17 protein-coding genes, 1 tRNA gene and 1 pseudogene are annotated in these 19,144 nt (G+C 57.7%); 8 read left to right on the top strand and 11 right to left on the bottom strand.

The features are described from left to right. The first annotated feature begins 7 nt into the window (after window positions 1–7). The 7 genes from sufC to NIM86_RS00185 all read left to right on the top strand — a co-directional run bounded on the left by sufC (window position 8) and on the right by NIM86_RS00185 (window position 4,876). Window positions 8–763 carry a Fe-S cluster assembly ATPase SufC gene (gene sufC / locus NIM86_RS00215; protein WP_253378206.1) on the top strand — a complete coding sequence of 252 codons (756 nt, stop codon included), beginning with the start codon at window positions 8–10 and terminating at the stop codon, window positions 761–763. A gap of 12 nt (window positions 764–775) precedes the next feature. Continuing rightward, on the top strand, window positions 776–2,041 hold the full coding sequence (gene sufD, locus NIM86_RS00210; RefSeq protein ID WP_253378205.1) for a Fe-S cluster assembly protein SufD: 1,266 nt from the start codon (window positions 776–778) through the stop codon (window positions 2,039–2,041). After that, entirely contained in the window at window positions 2,034–2,423 is a 390-nt protein-coding gene (locus NIM86_RS00205) for a VOC family protein (RefSeq protein ID WP_253378204.1), read from the top strand. The genes sufD and NIM86_RS00205 overlap by 8 nt, the downstream gene beginning before the upstream one ends. Beyond that, window positions 2,413–3,669: a cysteine desulfurase gene (locus tag NIM86_RS00200; protein ID WP_253378202.1), complete on the top strand. Its 1,257-nt coding sequence runs from the start codon at window positions 2,413–2,415 to the stop codon at window positions 3,667–3,669. Before NIM86_RS00205 ends, NIM86_RS00200 begins: the two co-directional genes overlap by 11 nt. A 4-nt stretch (window positions 3,670–3,673) precedes the next feature. Further along, window positions 3,674–4,051 carry an SUF system Fe-S cluster assembly protein gene (locus NIM86_RS00195; RefSeq protein WP_253378200.1) on the top strand — a complete coding sequence of 126 codons (378 nt, stop codon included), beginning with the start codon at window positions 3,674–3,676 and terminating at the stop codon, window positions 4,049–4,051. Window positions 4,052–4,151: 100 nt separating this feature from the next. Further along, entirely contained in the window at window positions 4,152–4,529 is a 378-nt protein-coding gene (gene sufA, locus NIM86_RS00190) for a Fe-S cluster assembly scaffold SufA (RefSeq protein ID WP_253378198.1), read from the top strand. A gap of 11 nt (window positions 4,530–4,540) precedes the next feature. Next, on the top strand, window positions 4,541–4,876 hold the full coding sequence (locus NIM86_RS00185) for a TfoX/Sxy family protein (protein ID WP_253378197.1): 336 nt from the start codon (window positions 4,541–4,543) through the stop codon (window positions 4,874–4,876). Between the two features lie 415 nt (window positions 4,877–5,291). On the opposite strand, the pseudogene NIM86_RS00180 reads toward NIM86_RS00185, so the two are convergent. From NIM86_RS00180 to NIM86_RS00170, 3 genes and pseudogenes are all read right to left on the bottom strand, one after another. After that, window positions 5,292–6,468, bottom strand: a pseudogene (locus NIM86_RS00180) (DEAD/DEAH box helicase); the annotation flags it as partial. A 180-nt stretch (window positions 6,469–6,648) separates the two neighbouring features. After that, on the bottom strand, window positions 6,649–7,407 hold the full coding sequence (locus NIM86_RS00175) for an NAD kinase (protein ID WP_253378195.1): 759 nt from the start codon (window positions 7,405–7,407) through the stop codon (window positions 6,649–6,651). A 147-nt stretch (window positions 7,408–7,554) separates the two neighbouring features. After that, window positions 7,555–7,630, bottom strand: a tRNA-Thr gene (locus NIM86_RS00170). A 109-nt stretch (window positions 7,631–7,739) separates the two neighbouring features. Here NIM86_RS00170 and NIM86_RS00165 point away from each other — a divergent pair. Continuing rightward, a complete protein-coding gene (locus NIM86_RS00165; RefSeq protein WP_253378194.1) occupies window positions 7,740–9,074 on the top strand; it encodes a deoxyribodipyrimidine photo-lyase in 1,335 nt (444 codons plus the stop codon). Between the two features lie 20 nt (window positions 9,075–9,094). On the opposite strand, the gene NIM86_RS00160 is transcribed toward NIM86_RS00165, so the two are convergent. The 8 genes from NIM86_RS00160 to NIM86_RS00125 all read right to left on the bottom strand — a co-directional run bounded on the left by NIM86_RS00160 (window position 9,095) and on the right by NIM86_RS00125 (window position 19,038). Then, complete coding sequence (locus NIM86_RS00160) at window positions 9,095–10,207, bottom strand: DNA topoisomerase IB (protein ID WP_253378193.1); 1,113 nt, start codon at window positions 10,205–10,207, stop codon at window positions 9,095–9,097. 79 nt (window positions 10,208–10,286) lie between these two features. After that, complete coding sequence (locus tag NIM86_RS00155) at window positions 10,287–11,456, bottom strand: osmoprotectant NAGGN system M42 family peptidase (RefSeq protein WP_253378192.1); 1,170 nt, start codon at window positions 11,454–11,456, stop codon at window positions 10,287–10,289. Then, complete coding sequence (gene ngg, locus NIM86_RS00150) at window positions 11,453–13,162, bottom strand: N-acetylglutaminylglutamine synthetase (RefSeq protein WP_253378190.1); 1,710 nt, start codon at window positions 13,160–13,162, stop codon at window positions 11,453–11,455. Before ngg ends, NIM86_RS00155 begins: the two co-directional genes overlap by 4 nt. 2 nt (window positions 13,163–13,164) lie before the next feature. Beyond that, window positions 13,165–14,949, bottom strand: coding sequence for an N-acetylglutaminylglutamine amidotransferase (locus tag NIM86_RS00145; protein WP_253378188.1), 1,785 nt, complete (start codon window positions 14,947–14,949; stop codon window positions 13,165–13,167). A 114-nt stretch (window positions 14,950–15,063) separates the two neighbouring features. Then, window positions 15,064–15,810, bottom strand: a complete 747-nt coding sequence (locus NIM86_RS00140) for a peptidase (protein WP_253378187.1) — start codon at window positions 15,808–15,810, stop codon at window positions 15,064–15,066. 35 nt (window positions 15,811–15,845) lie between these two features. Next, a complete protein-coding gene (locus NIM86_RS00135; RefSeq protein WP_253378186.1) occupies window positions 15,846–16,643 on the bottom strand; it encodes a transglutaminase family protein in 798 nt (265 codons plus the stop codon). A 1-nt stretch (window position 16,644) separates the two neighbouring features. Next, on the bottom strand, window positions 16,645–17,586 hold the full coding sequence (locus NIM86_RS00130) for an alpha-E domain-containing protein (RefSeq protein ID WP_253378185.1): 942 nt from the start codon (window positions 17,584–17,586) through the stop codon (window positions 16,645–16,647). A 36-nt stretch (window positions 17,587–17,622) separates the two neighbouring features. After that, entirely contained in the window at window positions 17,623–19,038 is a 1,416-nt protein-coding gene (locus tag NIM86_RS00125; protein WP_253378184.1) for a circularly permuted type 2 ATP-grasp protein, read from the bottom strand. Window positions 19,039–19,144: the final 106 nt, after the last annotated feature.

Here is a 19,144-nt window from a genome sequence, read left to right as displayed (position 1 = left end):
AACGAAAATGCTTGAAATCAAGAACTTGCACGCCCGCATCGCCGAAGACGGCACGGAAATCCTCAGAGGCGTCGATCTGACGGTGAAACCCGGCGAAGTCGCTGCGATCATGGGGCCGAATGGCTCGGGCAAATCCACTCTATCCTACGTGATCGCCGGCCGCGACGATTATGAGGTTACGGAAGGCGATATTCTCTGGAATGGCGAGAGCATTTTGGAGATGGACCCCGCTGAGAGAGCGGCTGCCGGTGTTTTCCTGGCCTTCCAATATCCGATGGAAATTCCGGGCGTTCCAACCATGGAGTTCCTGAAAACGGCGCTGAACGCGCAGCGCACATCGCGCGGCGAAGAAGCGCTCAAGATTCCGGAAATGCTGAAGCGGGTCAAAGCGGCGTCATCCGAACTCGAAATGGATATTTCCATGCTGAAGCGGCCGCTGAATGTCGGCTTCTCGGGGGGCGAAAAAAAACGCGCCGAAATCCTCCAGATGAAATTGCTTGAGCCAAAGCTTTGTGTGCTCGACGAGACGGATTCCGGCCTCGATATCGACGCCTTGAAAGTGGTCGCCGATGGCGTGAACCATCTGCGTAGCGAAGACCGCGCCTTTCTCGTCATCACCCATTACCAGCGTCTGCTGAACCATATCGTGCCCGATAGCGTCCATGTCCTCTACAAGGGTCGTGTCATTCGTTCAGGCGGTAAGGAACTGGCGCTGCAACTCGAAGATCAGGGCTATGCCGAGATCATCGGCGAAGCGGCGTAACGGAGCGGTTTGATGACAGCCCATACGCTTATCAAGAACACACAGGCCGAAAGCGCTCTGATCGACGCTTTCGCCAAGTCGATTGACACTCTGCCCGGAGCCGCCACCACGACGACGGCGCGCAAAACGGCGATCGGTGGCATTTCAACCCGCGGTCTTCCGACGCGTCGGGTGGAGGAATGGCATTACACAGACCTGCGCAATCGCCTGAAGACAGTGCCGGAAGGCGACGCCCGGGCGTCTGGCGATGCGCTGAATGCGCTCGCGGAAGGCATTGCGCGTATCGACCTTTTCGATGGCAATGTACCGTCAGATTTGCCGACTGGCGTTCAGGTGACTCACTTGCGCGATCTTCTCGAAAGGGGCGAACTCGACCGCTCTCTAGCGCCTGCTGATCCAGAAGACGTCATCGGCGCTCTCAACGCAGCCTTTGTCTCTCACGGAGCGGCTCTGACGATTGACGCCGGCGCCAAGCTCGACAAGCCGCTGGAGTTGTCGGCCTCTCACGGTCCGGGTCAGGCTCATTTGCGTGTTCCGGTATCGGTTGGTGCGGATGTCGAAGCCACGATCGTCGAGCGGCAGACAGGCGAGGGGGCTGCCTTCGTGACCGGTGTTGTCGATCTTACCGTGGGTGACGATGCCAATGTGCTTTGGGTTTTGGTCCAGGAGCAGGCTGTCGACACCGATCAGCTGACGCAGATGAAATTCCGGCTTGGCAAGAATGCTCGTCTGACGCTGGCTATTTTGAATGCGGGCGGCCGTTTGGTCCGTCACGAAATCAGAGGCGTGCTGGAAGGCGAGGGCGGCGATTTTCAGATGCGCTGCGTGAACCTTCTCGGTGGTGAAAGCCATGTCGACGTGACCATGGTGCTCGATCACATTGTGCCGAACACGACCGGAACGGAGATCGTTCGCAACATTGCGACGGGCAAGGCGTCAGGCGTGTTTCAGGGTCAGATCCGTGTCGCCAAGGAAGCGCAGAAAACTGATGCTCGCATGGCCTGCAACACGCTGCTCGTCTCTGACGAAGCCGATTTTTCGGCCAAGCCGGAGCTGGAAATCTTTGCCGACGATGTGGCTTGCGGTCACGGCGCGACCGTCGCCGAGATCGACGAGGCGCATTTGTTCTACCTTATGAGCCGCGGCATTCCCGAAAACAGGGCGCGCGCATTGCTCGTAAAGGCGTTCGTTGCAGAAATTCTCGAAGAACTCGACCATGAGGCGATTTCTGAAGCCCTGGTGAGCAAGGTCGACGATTGGTTCTCAAAAAATGGCTGATCTGCCCATCAGGCTCGATCATTCGGTCATCGCCGTGGAAGACTGGGATGTCGCCCGCGACTTTTACGGCCGCGTTCTCGGCGCCGAAATCATAGAGCAGGGCGCCGGTCTGGGATTTCGCTTCGGCCAGTCACAGTTGAACTGCCATGGACCGGGCGTTCGCGGCAATCCGAATGCGAGGCATCCGGTAAGGCCGGGTGGCGCCGATCTTTGCTTTTGCTGGAACGGCCCGGTGCAGGAGGCGATCGACCATCTTGCGGCGCACGACGTTGCCATCGAACTCGGCCCGGTGACGCGCAATGGCGCGGGCGGAGAGGGACGAAGTGTATACTTCCGCGATCCTTATGGCTCGCTTCTGGAGTTCATAAGCTATGACGGTTGAGGCTTGTTCCATCGCCGATCCGCTTGCGGGCTTCGATGTCGATGCGGTTCGCGCGCAATTTCCGATCCTGTCGCGCGAAATTCACGGTAAGCCGCTGGTCTATCTCGATAACGGCGCGTCGGCGCAAAAGCCGCGCGCGGTCATCGACGCGATGAGCCGGATGTACGAAACCAGCTATGCCAACGTGCATCGCGGTCTGCATACCCTATCGAACGAAGCGACCGACGCATTCGAACAGGCGCGCGAGACTGTGCGCCGTTTTCTGAATGCAGCCAGTGTCGAGGACATCGTCTTCACCCGGAATGCGACCGAGGGCATCAATCTGGTGTCCTACAGCTACGGCGCGGTGGAACTGGATGAGGGCGACGAGATCGTGCTGTCGATCATGGAGCATCATGCCAATATCGTGCCCTGGCATTTTCTTCGCGAACGCAAGGGCGTGAAGCTCGTCTGGGTTCCGGTCCGTGACGATGGCTCCCTTCATTTGGAAGATGTCGAAGCGGCAATTACCGACCGCACCAAACTCATAGCCATGACGCATATGTCGAACGTGCTCGGCACGGTCACGCCGATGGCCGACATTTGCGAGATGGCGCGCGAGCGCGGTATCGCCACACTGATCGACGGCAGCCAGAGCGCTGTACACATGCCGGTCGATGTTCAGGCGCTCGGTTGCGACTGGTTCGTTTTCACTGGCCATAAAACCTACGGCCCGACCGGAGTTGGCGTCCTGTATGGCCGCAAGGAGCGGATGGAGCCGTTACGGCCCTTCCTCGGCGGCGGCGAGATGATCGAGGAAGTGACAACAGACAACGTCACCTACAATCAACCGCCTCACCGCTTCGAGGCGGGAACGCCCAACATTGTCGAAGTGATCGGCTTGGCAGCGGCGCTTGACTGGATGGACGGGATCGGCCGCGAAACGATAGCGGCATACGAAGCGAAGCTTCGCGATTACGCGCATGAACGTCTCGGCGGTCTCAACTGGCTGCGCATATTCGGCCACGCGCCGGACAAGGGTGCGATTGTCAGTTTCGAGATGGAGGGCGTTCACGCCCATGACGTCTCGATGCTGATCGACCGGTCCGGTATTGCCGTTCGCGCCGGCACGCACTGCGCACAGCCGCTGCTGCAGCATTTTGGCGTGACCAGCACCTGCCGCGCCTCATTTGCGGTTTATAATACGCTGGACGAGGTCGATAAACTCGCCGAGGCGCTGCAAAAAGCGCACGATTTCTTTGGGTGATGTGATGAGTGACGAGACCGATCAGGCCGAAGGAGCGCAGAAGGTCTATTCCGCCTCCGCCTTACCGGCTGAAGAACTGGCCCGGATGACGGACGATATCATCACGGCATTGAAGACGGTTTACGATCCCGAAATACCGGCGGATATCTACGAACTCGGCCTGATTTATAAGGTCGATATCGAAGACGACCGGACCGTTAAGATCGACATGACGCTGACCGCTCCCGGCTGTCCTGTTGCCGGTGAGATGCCCGGCTGGGTACAAGATGCGGTGTCCACGGTCGAAGGAGTGCAATCGGTCGATGTCAGCATGGTGTTCGATCCGCCATGGACGCCCGACCGCATGAGTGAAGAAGCGCAGTTTGCTCTCGGCTGGTACTGAGGGCGACGGCTTGGCTTGATCGAAGCATCGAACTCTCCCATCTTTGATGGGAAACGTTACCGATCCGCCGGACCTTTGATTTGACCGGCAAGGAGAGATTATGGGCCTTTCACTGGTCAGCCTGACAGATGATGCCGTCAATCGGATAAACGAGATCGTCGCAGATCGTGACGGCGCCCGCGGCCTTCGCCTGGGGATCAAAAAGGGCGGCTGCGCCGGTATGGAATATACCGTCGATCTAGTGACCGATCCCGATCCGAAGGACGATCATGTCGAGGTCGACGGTGCTCATCTCTGGGTCGCGCCTGAGGCCATGCTGTTTCTACTCGGCACAGAGGTCGGCTTTGAAAAAACACCCTTGCGTACCGGCTTCACCTTCCGCAATCCCAACGAAAGCAGCGCCTGCGGCTGCGGCGAGTCTGTCGAGCTGGAAGCGGCGGATTTGAAGGAACTGGCCGAAGCAAGGCGATCGGCCTAGGGCTGACTGATTTGGACGATGATTATCTAGCCGATCTGTTCTCAGGTCTCGGACCGATCTCCGTACGCCGCATGTTCGGCGGTAAGGGCATCTACCATCAGGGGCTTATTTTCGCGCTTGATATGAGCGATGGCCGCATCATGATGAAAGGCGATGCGGTAAACGCTGGCAACTATGAAGCGGCAGGCTGCGAGCGTTGGAGTTATCAACGGCCCGGCAGAAATAAGACGTTCATGCCGTACTGGACAGCGCCAGACGATGCGCTCGATAGTCCGGAGGCCATGATGCCATGGGCGCAGAGCGCCTTTGCGGCTGCGCTAAGGGCCGACGATAAGAAACGGAAATAGTAGTAGGCCCGTAGGCGGATAAACTGGCTTCAGGCCAAACCGTTCATCATGAAAGCCGGAACTTCGTCGCCGAACCCTCGTGGCGCATCGCCGAGATCGTCCTTCTTTCGGCCTCGACGATTATCGGCCTGACCCCCGCTTTTGGCCGAACCGGAATTATGTTCGCCGTCAGCGCTCTTCTTGGAGCGAGACCGATTTTGCATGGGCTTTTCATTCGACTGAGGCTGTTCGGCGGACTTTGGTTCCTTGCCAATGTCGGCCTGATCGTCCGTTTTCAGATCGGATCGATCGGCAACATCCGCCGGCGCTGCCTTATTGTCATCACCGGCGGCCTTGTTCGATCCACGGCTGTTAGAGCGTTTGCGTCCGGTCGACCGGCCTCGTCCGCTTCTTTTGTCTTCCGCGCCTTCGTCACCGAGCGATGACAAATCACCACCGACCCATTCGACATCCTGCTCAATCAGCTTGATGACCGAGTCGAGATATTTCTCATCGGATTTGGAGACGAGCGTGAAGCTCTTGCCGAGGCGGCCTGCGCGGCCTGTTCGCCCGATCCTGTGGACGTAATCCTCCGCATGGCGCGGAATGTCGAAATTGAAGACGTGACTGACATCGGGGATATCGAGACCGCGAGCGGCAACATCGGATGCGACGAGCAGACGAAGCTTGCCATTGCGGAACGCTTCGAGCGTCGCCATTCGTGCGCGCTGGTCCATATCGCCGTGCAATGCGCCCGCATCGTAGTCGTGCTTGAGCAGCGAGCGGAATAGCGTCGATACGTCGACCTTCCGATTGCAGAAGATGATCGCGTTTTTAAGATCGTCCCCTTCGGCATCGATCAACTCGCGCAGCTTGGCGCGCTGATCGTAATCTTTTTTGCCGACAGCTACGAGCTTCTGCTCGATTGTGGACGACGTCGAAGATGCCCGCGAGACTTCGACCTTCACCGGCGCTTGAAGGAACTGCTCGGTCAGGCGCTGAATCTCGGGCGGCATGGTCGCCGAGAAGAAGAGAGTCTGTCGGGTGAAGGGGATCAGTTTGCAGATGCGCTCGATATCGGGGATGAATCCCATATCGAGCATGCGGTCGGCTTCGTCGATAACCAGAATCTCGACGCCCGTCAGCAGCAGTTTGCCGCGTTCGAAATGATCGAGCAGCCGACCGGGTGTCGCGATAAGCACATCGGCGCCGCGCTCCAGTTTCTTTTCCTGCTCGTCGAAGGACACGCCGCCGATCAGAAGCGCGACATTAAGCCGCCGATGGTTCTTGCCGTATTTCTCGAAATTCTCTTCCACCTGCGCGGCGAGTTCGCGCGTCGGTTCCAGGATAAGCGTCCGGGGCATACGCGCCCTGGCGCGTCCTTTCTCCAGCAATGTCAGCATTGGCAGCGTGAAAGACGCCGTTTTACCCGTGCCCGTCTGCGCGATGCCCAAGACGTCCTTGCGCTCCAGCGCATGCGGGATAGCTCCGGCCTGAATGGGCGTCGGCGTGGTGTAACCAGCGTCCTCCACAGCAGACAGAACTTTCTTCGACAGGCCCAGTTCGGCGAATGTCGGTAATGTCTCTTGGGTCTCGTTATCCGAAACGGTCACGGCAATCCGGTCTTGGAACAGGCGCGGCGTTGGATCGGTCCAGTTGGCGGCGCGTACAGGAAAGGGGCGTGCTTTTGACAAGCCCCGCTTGGCGGCGAACTACGGCTTGACCGACTGAAAGTCAAGCGAAGACGGCATTTGCGGCTTTATAAGCGTTAATTTAGCTGTGATGACGCGCAATCAATAACGGAACTGTTCCAGAAGAATACGCTCATCCCAACCATGACTTCTGTCGAACAAAATGGTTGCTGAAAGAGATCGGCTCTCGCGAATGGCGACAGCGCGAACGCTTTTGATTTCAGTGTGATCGGCAACCGCGTTGACCGGGCGTTTCTCCGGTTCAAGGATTTCGAGATCGACCGTCGACTGGTTAGGCAGCAGCGCTCCGCGCCAGCGCCTTGGCCGGAATGGGCTGACCGGCGTCAACGCCAGAAGCGGCGCCGAAAGCGGTAGAATAGGTCCGTGCGCTGACAGATTATAGGCTGTCGAGCCAGCAGGCGTAGCTACCATCACGCCATCGCAAACCAGCTCCTCCATTCGAAGGCGGCCATCGATAAGGATGCGGATCTTCGCCGCCTGATAGGACTGCCGCAGCAGCGAAACCTCGTTCAATGCCGCTGCGTGGTGGTCATCGCCGTTCAAATCTGTGGCGATCATCCGCAAGGGCCGGATCGTTTCACCTTCAGCATCTTCAATTCGCTCGATCAGCCCCTCATCGGAATAATCGTTCATCAAAAAACCGACCGATCCGCGGTTCATTCCGTAGATGCGGGAATCGGTATCCATATGGTCGTGAAGGGTCTGGAGCATGAATCCATCGCCACCAAGCGCGACGATCACATCGGCCTCGCGGCTGTCATGATTTCCGTAGCGGTCGCTCAGCCGTCTGGCTGCACCTTTTGCCTCTTCGGTATCGCTGTGAACGAAGGAAAATTTCATGACGGCAAGGTAGGTCAGTCGAACCTTTTGGAAAAGTGCTTATCCCAAGCAAACTTAGCTGGAGAGAGATTAAGTCGCCGCGGCCGCCTCGGCGGCCGGCCAAACAGCCGAAAGGCTGGCGATGGGATGACGCCAATGTTTGGAAAATGGTGCCCCCGGACGGAATCGAACCGCCGACCTTCGGTTTACAAAACCGCTGCTCTACCAGCTGAGCTACAAGGGCATTCCACGCCGCTCTGATAGGCTGCAAACGGCTCGGTTGCAAGGGTGGAACCGCTCTTCCGTCCCACGCATTGCCTCATCGAACAGGAAATTTCAGGGGCAAGTCCGGTATGAGCAGTTTCGAGGATCGCGTCAGCCATTGCAAAGGCGAGTTGAGGCAGAACAGCGACACCGTCATTTACTGGAGCGTGCTCGCACATCGCATTGCCGACAATCCCGCACTGGCGCGGGCCATCGAACTGGCGAACGAGCACGGCAAGCGATGTCTGGTGGTGGCAAGTCTTTCGATCCACGGCGGAGAAATTACGAAGCGCCAGACGAAATTTGCTGTCCAAGGCATCGCCGAGATGAAAGAAGCGTTGAAGGAAAAGAGTATTCCCTTCTTCTTTCTGGCAGTCTGTGACGATGGTCTGCCTGATGCGATTTTGGATCGTGCCGCGGCTGTTATCACCGATTTCGGCTATCTCCGGCACCATCGCCAGCAGCGAGAAAAATTGGGCCAGGCGTTCGACGGATGCATTGAAGCACTGGAAACGATGGTTTGTGTCCCGGTGGTGGAAGTGTCCGACAAGCAGGAATACGCTGCCCGGACCATCCGTAAAAAGCTGATGGAAAGGCTAGACAACTGGCTGACCGAGGCGAAGATGCCGACGCTCGAAGATCAAACCGGTTTGCGGCTCGATATCGAGGAGAGCCCGCTGGACTGGAAAAAGATCGATGGCGTCTCCGACGATGAAGCGTCGGAGATTGATTGGCTGGAAGGAGGGAGCGAAAAAGCGCGGGCTCGTCTGAGCGCCTTTCTCAGAAGCGATCTGGCGAACTACGCCGATGACCGCTCCGATGCCAACAAGGAGAATGTGTCTATTCTCTCGCCCTATCTCCGCTTCGGTCATATCGCGCCGACAGAGATTGTACGCAAAGCGAGATCGGCCAAAGCCGACGCGGACGCATTCATTGAGGAACTGGTAGTTCGCCGCGAACTGGCCTGTAATTTCTGCCATTACAATCACAATTACGATCGGCTCGACGCTTTGCCGGATTGGGCCGAGGAGACGCTTGATAAGCATGAAAGCGATGAGCGCGATCCCAAATACGGGACCGCGTCACTGGAAAACGCCAAGACGGGCGATGACGTCTGGAATGCCGCGATGATGGAGATGAAGCAGCGCGGCTATCTCCACAATCATCTCCGCATGTTCTGGGGCAAATATATTGCCAAAGCGATGCGCGATCCGAAGACCGCTCACAAGACGTTATTGACGCTCAACAATCGATATTTCCTCGATGGTGGCGATCCGAACAGCTTTGCAAATACGCTGTGGGTCTTTGGTCTCCACGACCGGGCATTTCAGGAAAACGATGTCATCGGCAAGGTCCGGCCGATGGGGCATGGCGCACTGGAGCGCCAATTCGACGTGGAAAAATGGGTCGAGGACAGGCAGTGAGATTGACCGAAAATCTCCGGTCAGGCTGCCTGCTTTTGCGTATCGCAGCCTGCCTGCTGCGAGAACCACTGCAGAAGACGGATTTCACCGGCATCCAACCATTCTTCGTCCTCGGCGTCGATGGCTGAAAGCTGCTCGCACAGCTGGTTGCCGTGCCAGCTATCGATCAGTCCGGGATGAATGTACTGGCTGCGACAAACGGCGCGCGTATTGCCCAGAACGGAGGCAACTTCGTCGATGGCTGAGTTCAGCATCTGAGCCTGGGCGCGTTTGGTTTCAGGCAGTGCGATACCGTTGAGAATATCGGCCGCAAGAACAGTCGCCGTCCAGGTGCGGAAATCCTTGGCCGAAAAATCCTGCTCGAGCGTATCCCTGATGTAATCGTTCACATCGTGGCTGCGAACAGGTTGGCGTTGGCTATCGTCACTGAGATATTTGAACAGGTGCTGGCCGGGAAGATCCGAAATCGAACGAATGACGCGCGCAATGCGGCGATCGGTCAGTGATAAATCCCATTCCTTGCCGCTTTTGCCACGAAACGTAAAACGCACCGTGGAATGGCCGAGATCCAAATGGCGCTTCTTCAGCGTTGTGAGGCCGAAACTGCGATTCTTTTCGGCATAGCGCACATTGCCAATGCGGATCATCGTATTGTCGAGCAGCCAGACAACCAAAGCCAAGGCTTTGTCTTTGGGCATGCCGTGGCGTCGCAAATCGGCATCGACCCGTTGACGAAGCGTTGGCAGTGCCGTGCCGAATAAGGGCAGCGTCTCGAACTTCAGTCTGTTCTGCTGCTCCATCCAGTCAGGATGATAGCGATACTGCTTGCGCCCTTTTGCATCCCGCCCAGTCGCCTGAATATGGCCTCTTGGATCGGGGCAGAGCCAGACATCTTTCCAAGCCGGCGGGATAGCCAACGCGTTGAGACGCTGTCGTATCGACTTGTCGGCAATCCGGTGCCCCTTCTGGTCGCGATAAACGAAACCCTTTCCGGCGCCTCGCCGGCTCCAGCCAGTTTCATCGTCGTTGACATAGACGAGGGATGCGCGGTCGGCGAGCTGTTCGTAATAGTCGTCGGAATCCGGATCGGGCAATCGATTTTCGACCTGCTCGGACTCGCCATACGCCAACATCGGTAACGCACTCCTACCTCAACCATCGCACCGAACGATGCTCGGAAAACGGGAGGCGGGGCCTAAGGTTCCCGGAGCACTATTCGCTCTTCGGCGGATGAACGCGGCTGACGTCTCTTGGCAGACGCTGCTCGGCATCGTCGGTAGGCTGATCCGTAAAGCCGGTCGTATCCGCCCGCTTATAGAAATCGCGCTCAATGGCGACCGGCGAGATGCAGAAGGCCGTCACCAGTTCGGCGACCGAACGCAGGGCATGAAGATGAATGCGCTCATAGCCGTGGCTGGAGTCGACGCCGAAGGTGGCAAGCGCTGTTCGAACATCGGCCCCGGCCTCAAGCGCTGAAGCAGAATCAGAGCGATAATATCGGAAGACATCCTTTTGGTAGCGGATGTCATTTTCGACGCAAAGATCGACCAGCTTTTTTGACAGATGATAATCGAACGGACCCGTCTGATCGGCCATGGCGATGGTCACGCCGAACTCGTCGGAATTCTGGCCGGGGGCCGTGGTCCCATTATCGATTGCCAAAAGCGAAGCAACATCGTTTGAGACAATCGAAGCCGCGCCGACGCCGACCTCCTCGGCAATCGTGAAGAGCCAGTGAATGTCCACCGGAGTTTCGACTTCCTCGTGCTGCATGGCTGAGAGAGCGGCGAGCCCCGCCGCGACGCCGGCCTTGTTGTCCAGATGTCGCGAGACGATGAAGCCGTTTGGCAGAAACTCTGGCTGCGGGTCGATGGCAACAAGATCGCCGACCTCGATACCGAGCCGGTCGGTTTCCTCCGGCGACCGGGTCAGGGCGTCGATACGAAATTCAACATTGTCCCAGCTTACTGGCTGGCTGTCGATTTCCTCGTTGAAGGTATGGCCGGACGACTTCAGTGGCAAAATCGTGCCGCGATAGCCGCCCTTTCGCGAGAAAACGGTGGCGCGAGCGCCTTCAGCGAAGCGGGCGGACCAGGTTCCGACCGGAACGAGGGAGGGGCGGCCATTCGGTCGGATGGATTTGACGATCGCGCCGATTGTGTCGAGATGGGTGACGATAGCCCTCGCGCCGCGAATATCGCGTCCGCGCCGGATTGCACGAATGGCGCCCCGGCGGGTCAGTTCGACGCTCAAACCCAGATCGTCCAGCATGTCGGCGACACGCATTGTGATGGTATCGGTATAGCCGGTAGGGCTTGGAATATCGAGAAGTTCGGAAAGGACGTTCGACAGATAGTTGGTGTCGATCGGCAGTCGGTTCATGCAGGAAGCTCCGATTGGGATGCGCGAAGCGCTTCCCTCGCTGCATAAGGCATCGATAGAGGAAAGAGTAGGTCGATAAATCGCTCGGCCGTCGGCTGCGGTTCATGATTGGCCAGCCCCGGCCGCTCGTTGGCCTCGATAAAAGCGTAGTCGGGACCACGCGGACTTTTCACCATGAAATCGATGCCGGTGACGGGAATATTGATGGCCCGCGCCGTACGAACGGCGGCATCGACAAGTGTTGGATGTACCTCGCCGGTGACATCGTGAATGGTGCCACCGGTATGAAGGTTGGCCGTTTTGCGAACCTGAAGTGTTTTGCCGTCCGGCAGAACGTCAGTCATGTCGTAGCCGCCGGCGAGACAGGTCGCGCGCGTGTCCTCGTCGAGCGGGATACGAGATTCGCCGCCAGTCGCCGCGCTACGGCGTCGGCTCTGATGTTCGATCAGCGTTTCGACAGTCGATTCTCCATCGCCGACAATCTGTGCCGGCTTACGGATTGCGGCTGCCACCAGCTTGTAATTGATCATAACGAGCCGCAGATCGCTGCCTTCGACCATTTCTTCGATCAGCACTTCGTCAGCGACCTTCCTTGCTGCCGTGATCGCTTTTTCAAGTTCATCCTGACTTTTCACGCCGACCGTAATTCCGCGACCCTGTTCGCCCCGCGCGGGTTTGACGACAAGAGCGGAGTGGTCGTCCAGGAACTGCTTGATTTTGTCGTCTGGAGCTTTCGTGGTGATCTGGCTTGGAACGCGGACGCCGGCCTTTTCTACGACACGGCGCGTGACCGATTTATCGTCGCAGATGCTCATCGCGATGGCCGATGTGAACTCCGTCAGACTTTCGCGGCACTGTACGGTACGACCGCCATAGGAAAGCTGGAAGAATCCGCCTTCGGCATCGGTCACCTCAACCTGGATGCCGCGCCGCCGGGCTTCGTCGACGATGATCTTTGCATAGGGATTGAGGCCGTGATCCTTTTCCGGACCGCTGAAGAGCTGCTCATTAATCGCGTTCTTGCGTTTCACCGTGAAGTAAGAAACGCGGCGAAAACCAAGCTTCTCGTACAGCGCTATGGCGCTCTCATTATTATGCAGGACGGTGAGATCCATATAAGCGGCGTTTCGCTCGGCAAAGTGGCCGGCAAGCCGGTGCACGAGCGACTGGCCGATCCCGCTTTGTCTCGCTTGCGGGTCGACCGCCAGGCACCACAATGACGAACCGCGTTCTGGATCTCCGAAAGCCTGCAAATGATCGACGCCAGTCACCGTTCCGATGATCGCCCCGGTCTGATCGTCTTCCGCGACGAAATATGTGAGCGCCCGCGCATCGCGGTGGGACCAGAAAAACTCCGGTGGCACAGGCACCATGCCACGGGTTCGATAGATGCGATTGACCTCTTCCGCATCGCTATGGGACGACAGCCGCCGGATGAAGAAATTGCTTGGCTTCGGGTCGCCATTCCGGTCGCTGCCCAGATCGATGCGGAAGGTATGGGAGGGGTCGAGAAAAAGCTCGTGCGGGGCCAGCGATAGCAGCACATGAGGGTCGTCCACATAGACTGCGATGTCGCGGGCGTCGGCGCGCTCGCGACGCAGCGTTTCGATAAGCGTTTTGCCGTTCTCAAAGGTCTGGCCGAAAACGAGTCGCCCCCATCCGCAATCGAGGCTGTAGTTGGTCTTTGGTCCTTCGGTCTCTGCCATGATTAGGCGCTCCCGGCACCGTGAGATTGAAGCCACATCTCAAGCAACGCCACCTGCCAGAGTTCGGAGCCGCGAAGGGGCGTGATGTGATCCGTGGGCTTGGCGAAAAGATCGTCCAGGTAAGACTGGCGAAAAAGGCCGCGGTCCCTGGCAGCCTGACTGGATAACGCATCGCGCACCATTTCCAGATAAGGGCCGGAAATGTATTTCAGGGCCGGGACAGGGAAATAGCCCTTCTTGCGGTCGATCACTTCGGACGGAATGACGAGCCTCGCCGCTTCCTTCAGAACGCCTTTGCCGCCATGCGCCAGTTTGTACTCGGGCGGAATAGTCGCAGCCAGTTCCACCAGCTCGTGGTCGAGAAATGGCACACGCGCCTCCAGTCCCCACGCCATTGTCATATTGTCGACTCGCTTGACCGGGTCGTCGACGAGCATGACCTGGCTGTCGAGCCGGAGCGCCCTGTCGACCGGTGTATCGGCTTTGCCTGCCATAAGATGGGCACTGACGAGTTCGCGGCTGGCATCGCTTGCCGCCAGCCATTCGTCTGAAAGGTGGGTGGCCATCTTGGCGTGGTCGCGGTCGAAGAAAACCTTGGCGTAGTCCGACACGACGTCGTTGGAGTTCATAAGTGGCGGATACCAGTGATAGCCGGCGAAGACTTCGTCCGCCCCCTGACCGGACTGCACCACGCGAATTTGCTTCGAAACCTCACGCGAGAGCAGGAAAAACCCGACATTGTCATAGGAGACCATCGGTTCGCTCATTGCGTGAATAGTATCGGGAAGTTCGTTGATCAGATCGGCAGATGGCACGAAGATCTGGTTATGATCGGTGCCGAAATGATCGGCGATTAGGTCGGAATATTGAAACTCATCGCCCTTCTCGCCATGTGCTTCCTCAAAGCCGATGGAGAAAGTTTTCAGATCGTGCTGGCCCTGCTCGGCAAGCAGGCCGACGATCACCGAACTATCCACCCCGCCCGAAAGCAGAACGCCGACGGGAACGTCTGCTACCATGCGCCGCTGAACGGCAAGCCGCAACGCCTCCAGCACCCGATCACGCCAGTCGTCGAAGGTGAGGCCGCTATCTTCCGCCCGGCGCGTGTAAGGTGGCTGCCAGTATGTGCGGTCGGTCTCGTTACCGTCAGCGTCGATGCGCCGGATTGTCGCTGGCGGCAATTTGCGCACACCATTCAGGATCGTACGTGGTGGAGGCACGACCGCGTGAAAGCTCATGTAATTGTGCAGGGCATCGCGGTCGATCGACGTATCGATATCGCCGGCTGCGAGAAGGGCAGGGAGGGTCGAGGCAAAGCGCAGCTGCTTACCCTGCCGACTGAAATAGAGCGGCTTAATGCCAAAACGGTCGCGCGCCATGACCGCTTCGCCAGTGTCGCGATTATAGATGCAGAAGGCGAACATGCCGTGAAAACGGCTGACGCAGTCCTCGCCCCAAGCGTGAAACGCCTTGAGAATGACTTCGGTGTCACCGGTGGAAAAGAAGCTGTAACCCAGCCCTTCGAGTTCGCCTCGAAGTTCCGGATAATTATAGATACAGCCATTGAAAACGATGGTCAGACCCAGTGCCGGATCGACCATCGGCTGCTGGGCTTTCTCCGACAGGTCGATGATCTTAAGGCGACGGTGGCCGAATGCAGCGCGTCCATGTCCAACGAGACCCGATCCGTTTGGCCCCCGGCTTTGCATGGAAGAGACCATGCGGCTGACAGCAGCCGTATCGGCCCATTCGCCGTCGAATCGGATTTCACCGGCTATGCCGCACATAAATTGTCCTTCCTGTTGCGGTTTATTCGCGCTTTGTATGAGAGCTTATTAGATATGTCACATGGCCCTTCGCGTTAGCGAGACAAGGTTTCGCACCAGCGAAGAAGAGCGGCTCTACTGGTCGGCTGTTATTGTCAGATCAGGCAGGCGCGCGAATGCATGTTTCAGGGCGTCGGACCACCCGAGCGAAATGGCGCGAAAATCGGCATCGTGTTCCTCGAAACGCCGGAACGGGCCAATTTGGAAACTGTCCTTGTTGTAGATCACCATATCGATTGGCAGACCGACGGACAGGTTGGACCGGAGCGTCGAATCGAATGAAATGAGCATCAGCTTTGCCGCCTCGGCGAAATCCATTTGCTGCTCATAGGCCCGACTGAGGATGGGTCGCCCATATTTGATCTCGCCGATCTGGAAAAACGGGTTATCCGATTTGGCCTCGATAAAATTGCCTTCCGGATAAATAAGGAAAAGGCGGGGCTCGCTCCCGGCGATCTGCCCCCCGAGAATAAGCGTAGCGGAGAAGGCGTGGGCCGTTGGCTGATCGTCGTGAATACGCATGTTCGTGACCACCTCGTTCAGCGTTTCGCCGACGAGCTTTGCGGTCTGGAACATGGATTGGGTGCGAAAGATGGATGGATCGCGGTCGTCCGGTGCCTTGCTTCGCTCTTCCAGAAGGCCGATGGCCGCCTGCGTTGTCGCCAGATTGCCTGACGAGAGCAGCACCATGGACCGTTCGCCCGGCATTTCGAACGTATGAACCTTTTTCACACGCGAAACGTCATCGACGCCAGCATTGGTGCGCGTGTCGCTCATAAAGATGAGGCCGCGATCCAGCATCATTGCCACGCAATATGTCACGGATTGGCCCTCCCACCGGGCGACGGTCGGACGGCTTACTGCTGTTCTACAGCAAGATTGACCGACAGACGCTCGCCTTCAGCGCCGACCCGCACCCCGCTGATCGGACAGGCGTCATTATAGTCCCGACCGGAGGCGATTCGCACGTAGCGTTCGTCTGGACATTTGCGGTTTGTGGGATCGAAGCCGACCCAGCCCAAACCGTTCAGATAAGTTTCGGCCCAACCGTGAGAAGCCTCTCCGCCTATATCGTCTCCGGAGACGAAGTATCCGGATGCGTAGCGGGCGGGGATACCGAGATGCCGGGCAGCCGCCAGAAAGATATGCGAGAAGTCCTGGCACACGCCCTGACCCTGTTCGAAGGCCTCTACGGCGGTCGTGCCGACATGCGTCGCGCCCGATGTATAATCTAGCTGTTCCGCAATAGCGTCCATCAGGCGGTGAAGCATATCGACCTGATCGTCACGGCGAACACTATCTGCAAGATCAGCAATGCGGTCATCGGGTTCGGTAAGAGCGCTGGCCTGCAGAAATACAAATAACGGCATCCGACCGGGCGACTTCTGCATGATACCCTGCGTTTCCTTGGTATCGATCATTCCTTGCGCCGTAATCTCGATCAGCTCGGCCCCTTGCTCCGCCTTTAGAAGCGTACACTTGTTGCCAAACGCATCGCGCGCATCGAATTGATGGCGCGCACCATTGAGATTGAGCTGCCACTGACCGACCGATTGACGCTCATTGCTTTGCGGAGTCAGCCGCGCCTTTTGCAAAGCAAAATCGGGCGGGGTCTTATACTTGTAACGGCTCGTATGTTGGATCGCGATGCGCATATCAGTCGAAATTGTAGTCCGTAGCTATCTGGGTGGAAAGGGCGTTGTTCTGCTGGATGGTCTCCTGGAGAAAATCGTGGAGCCCGATCTCGAAGATCTGATCCATATCGAGCGCACGTAGCCGCAATAGCAGATTATGCGCTGTCTCATCGCAGTCCTGGCTCTGGTTGTAGTGTTCGGCCAGATAACCGAGCGTCTTGTCGAGGCGTTCCGCGCAGTAGATCAGTGAGCGGGGCATGGAACGGTTCAGGATCAAAAACTCGGAAATGTTTGTCGAGTTGAAGTCCGTTCCGTATATGAAGCTGAACGACCGATGCGCCGAGACGGAACGAAGAATCGACCGCCATTGGTGGTTATCGAGCGACGTGCCGACCCACGATGCGCTCGGCAGAAGGACGAAATACTTCACGTCCATGATGCGCGCCGTGTTGTCCAGCCGTTCGGAATAGGTACCCAGCCTGCAGAAGGAATAGCGGTCGTCGCGCAACATTGTGCCGTGAAAGGTGCCGCGTATCTGGGCGACCTGACGTTTGATTTCGTCGATATGATCGATAAGCGTGTCGAGGTCGATCGGCTTGGAAAGACCATCCTTGATCGTCATCCAGGTCTCGTTGAGGCTTTCCCAAACCTCGCGAGTGATGGCCGTTCGCACCATGCGCCCGTTGGAACGCGCATTCTCGATGCAGGACAGAACCGACGAGGGGTTGTTGCGGTCGCGTAGAAGGTATTCGGCGACATCTGCTTCTGCCGCATCGTCGACATTTGCCGCATAGGTCTGGTCGACACCGGCGCTGCGAAGAACTGACGGCCAGACATCACTCTTGTCTGCATCGCCAGTCAGCGCGACATGCGCGCCGGTATCGACAATGCGGGCGACGTTTTCAGCACGCTCGATGTAGCGGAAAAGCCAGTAAAGGCCGCTGGCAGTGCGTCCTAAAAGCATGAAGGTGTCCTGTTGTATGAAATTATCAGCGGGCTATCAGTCGTCATCGAGCACCCATGTGTCCTTTGTGCCGCCGCCCTGCGACGAGTTGACGACCAGAGACCCTTCTTTAAGCGCCACCCGCGTCAGTCCCCCCGGCACGATGCGGACCTTGTCGCCGCCCATCAATGCGAAAGGTCGCAGATCGACATGCCGGGGCGCCAGTCCCGATTCTGTGAAGATCGGGCAGGTCGAAAGGGAAAGGGTGGGCTGGGCGATGTAATTGTCAGGATGTTTGCGCAGCTTTTTGCCGAATTCCTCGCGCTCTTCCTTCGTAGCGGTCGGACCGACAAGCATGCCGTAGCCACCCGAACCATGGACCTCTTTGACGACAAGCTCATCGAGATGATCCAGCACATAGGCGAGGCTGTCCTCCTCCGAACAACGCCATGTCGGGACGTTTTTCAGGATCGGTTTGGATCCCGTATAAAATTGCACGATATCAGGCATGTAGGTGTAAAGCGCTTTGTCATCGGCGATACCGGTGCCCGGCGCGTTGGCTATGGTGATCCGTCCGGCGCGATAGACATCGAAGATACCCGGCGCACCGAGAACGCTGTCGGGATTGAATGTCAGCGGGTCCAGAAAATCGTCGTCCACCCGGCGATAGATCACGTCGATGGGCTTCATGCCCTCGGTCGTGCGCATACAGATGCGGCCATCCGTCACCTGCAGGTCAGATCCCTCAACGAGATCGACGCCCATGGAGTCGGCCAAGAAGGCGTGTTCGAAATAGGCGGAGTTGAAGATGCCGGGCGTCAGCACCGCGACCGTCGGTTTGCCGTTACACTCCGGAGGCGCAACGCTTTCCAGCGATTGCCTCAGCAATTGCGGATAATTTTCGACGTTTCGGATACGGTTCTTACGGAAGAGTTCGGGAAAGAGCCGCAGCATCGCCGACCGGTTCTCCAGCATGTAGGAGACACCGGACGGAGTGCGGGCATTGTCCTCCAGCACGTAGAATTCGTCCGGTCCGGTTCGCACGATATCGGTGCCGATAATGTGGGTGTAAACGCCACGTGGCGGGCGAAAATTCATCATCTCCGGCAGAAAGGCTTCATTGCCCGCAATAATGGATTCGGGGAGGATGCCGGCCTTGATGATCTCTTGCTTGGAATAGATGTCTTCGAGAAAGGCGTTGATGGCTATGACGCGCTGCTCGATACCTTGCGACAGGCGACGCCATTCCCGCGCGGAAATGATCCGTGGAACGATATCGAACGGTATGAGGCGCTCTTCCGCTTCCTCCTGGCCGTAAACGGCAAAAGTAATCCCGGTCCGGCGAAATACCTGCTCGGCATCGTGATGTTTGCGGATCAGAGCTTCGTTATCCTGTCGCTGCAGCCATGACGAATAGGCCGCATAGGGATCGCGAAGATTTTCGCTCGTTCCCATTTCATCGAAATACGACATGTAACCTCGCTCGCTCTTCGACTCACCAATGCCGGCACGCTTAATTATTCGACCGGCTACCCGACCGATCCGGGCCGGCAAGCCATAGAAAGACTTGTATAAATTT

It is taken from the genome of Notoacmeibacter sp. MSK16QG-6 (genome assembly GCF_024158145.1).
Taxonomy (GTDB): Bacteria; Pseudomonadota; Alphaproteobacteria; order Rhizobiales; family Rhizobiaceae; genus Notoacmeibacter.
The sequence above is the reverse complement of the archived record's forward strand: the minus strand, read 5'-3'. Positions and strand labels throughout refer to the sequence as shown.

Excerpts from the sequence above, each read along its gene's own strand:
- sufC (WP_253378206.1), top strand. The coding sequence starts at position 8 with ATGCTTGAAATCAAGAACTTGCACGCCCGCATCGCCGAAGACGGCACG.
- sufD (WP_253378205.1), top strand. The coding sequence starts at position 776 with ATGACAGCCCATACGCTTATCAAGAACACACAGGCCGAAAGCGCTCTG.
- NIM86_RS00205 (WP_253378204.1), top strand. The coding sequence starts at position 2,034 with ATGGCTGATCTGCCCATCAGGCTCGATCATTCGGTCATCGCCGTGGAA.
- NIM86_RS00200 (WP_253378202.1), top strand. The coding sequence starts at position 2,413 with ATGACGGTTGAGGCTTGTTCCATCGCCGATCCGCTTGCGGGCTTCGAT.
- NIM86_RS00195 (WP_253378200.1), top strand. The coding sequence starts at position 3,674 with ATGAGTGACGAGACCGATCAGGCCGAAGGAGCGCAGAAGGTCTATTCC.
- sufA (WP_253378198.1), top strand. The coding sequence starts at position 4,152 with ATGGGCCTTTCACTGGTCAGCCTGACAGATGATGCCGTCAATCGGATA.
- NIM86_RS00175 (WP_253378195.1), bottom strand. The coding sequence starts at position 7,407 with ATGAAATTTTCCTTCGTTCACAGCGATACCGAAGAGGCAAAAGGTGCA.
- NIM86_RS00165 (WP_253378194.1), top strand. The coding sequence starts at position 7,740 with ATGAGCAGTTTCGAGGATCGCGTCAGCCATTGCAAAGGCGAGTTGAGG.
- NIM86_RS00160 (WP_253378193.1), bottom strand. The coding sequence starts at position 10,207 with ATGTTGGCGTATGGCGAGTCCGAGCAGGTCGAAAATCGATTGCCCGAT.
- NIM86_RS00155 (WP_253378192.1), bottom strand. The coding sequence starts at position 11,456 with ATGAACCGACTGCCGATCGACACCAACTATCTGTCGAACGTCCTTTCC.
- ngg (WP_253378190.1), bottom strand. The coding sequence starts at position 13,162 with ATGGCAGAGACCGAAGGACCAAAGACCAACTACAGCCTCGATTGCGGA.
- NIM86_RS00145 (WP_253378188.1), bottom strand. The coding sequence starts at position 14,949 with ATGTGCGGCATAGCCGGTGAAATCCGATTCGACGGCGAATGGGCCGAT.
- NIM86_RS00135 (WP_253378186.1), bottom strand. The coding sequence starts at position 16,643 with ATGCGCATCGCGATCCAACATACGAGCCGTTACAAGTATAAGACCCCG.
- NIM86_RS00130 (WP_253378185.1), bottom strand. The coding sequence starts at position 17,586 with ATGCTTTTAGGACGCACTGCCAGCGGCCTTTACTGGCTTTTCCGCTAC.
- NIM86_RS00125 (WP_253378184.1), bottom strand. The coding sequence starts at position 19,038 with ATGTCGTATTTCGATGAAATGGGAACGAGCGAAAATCTTCGCGATCCC.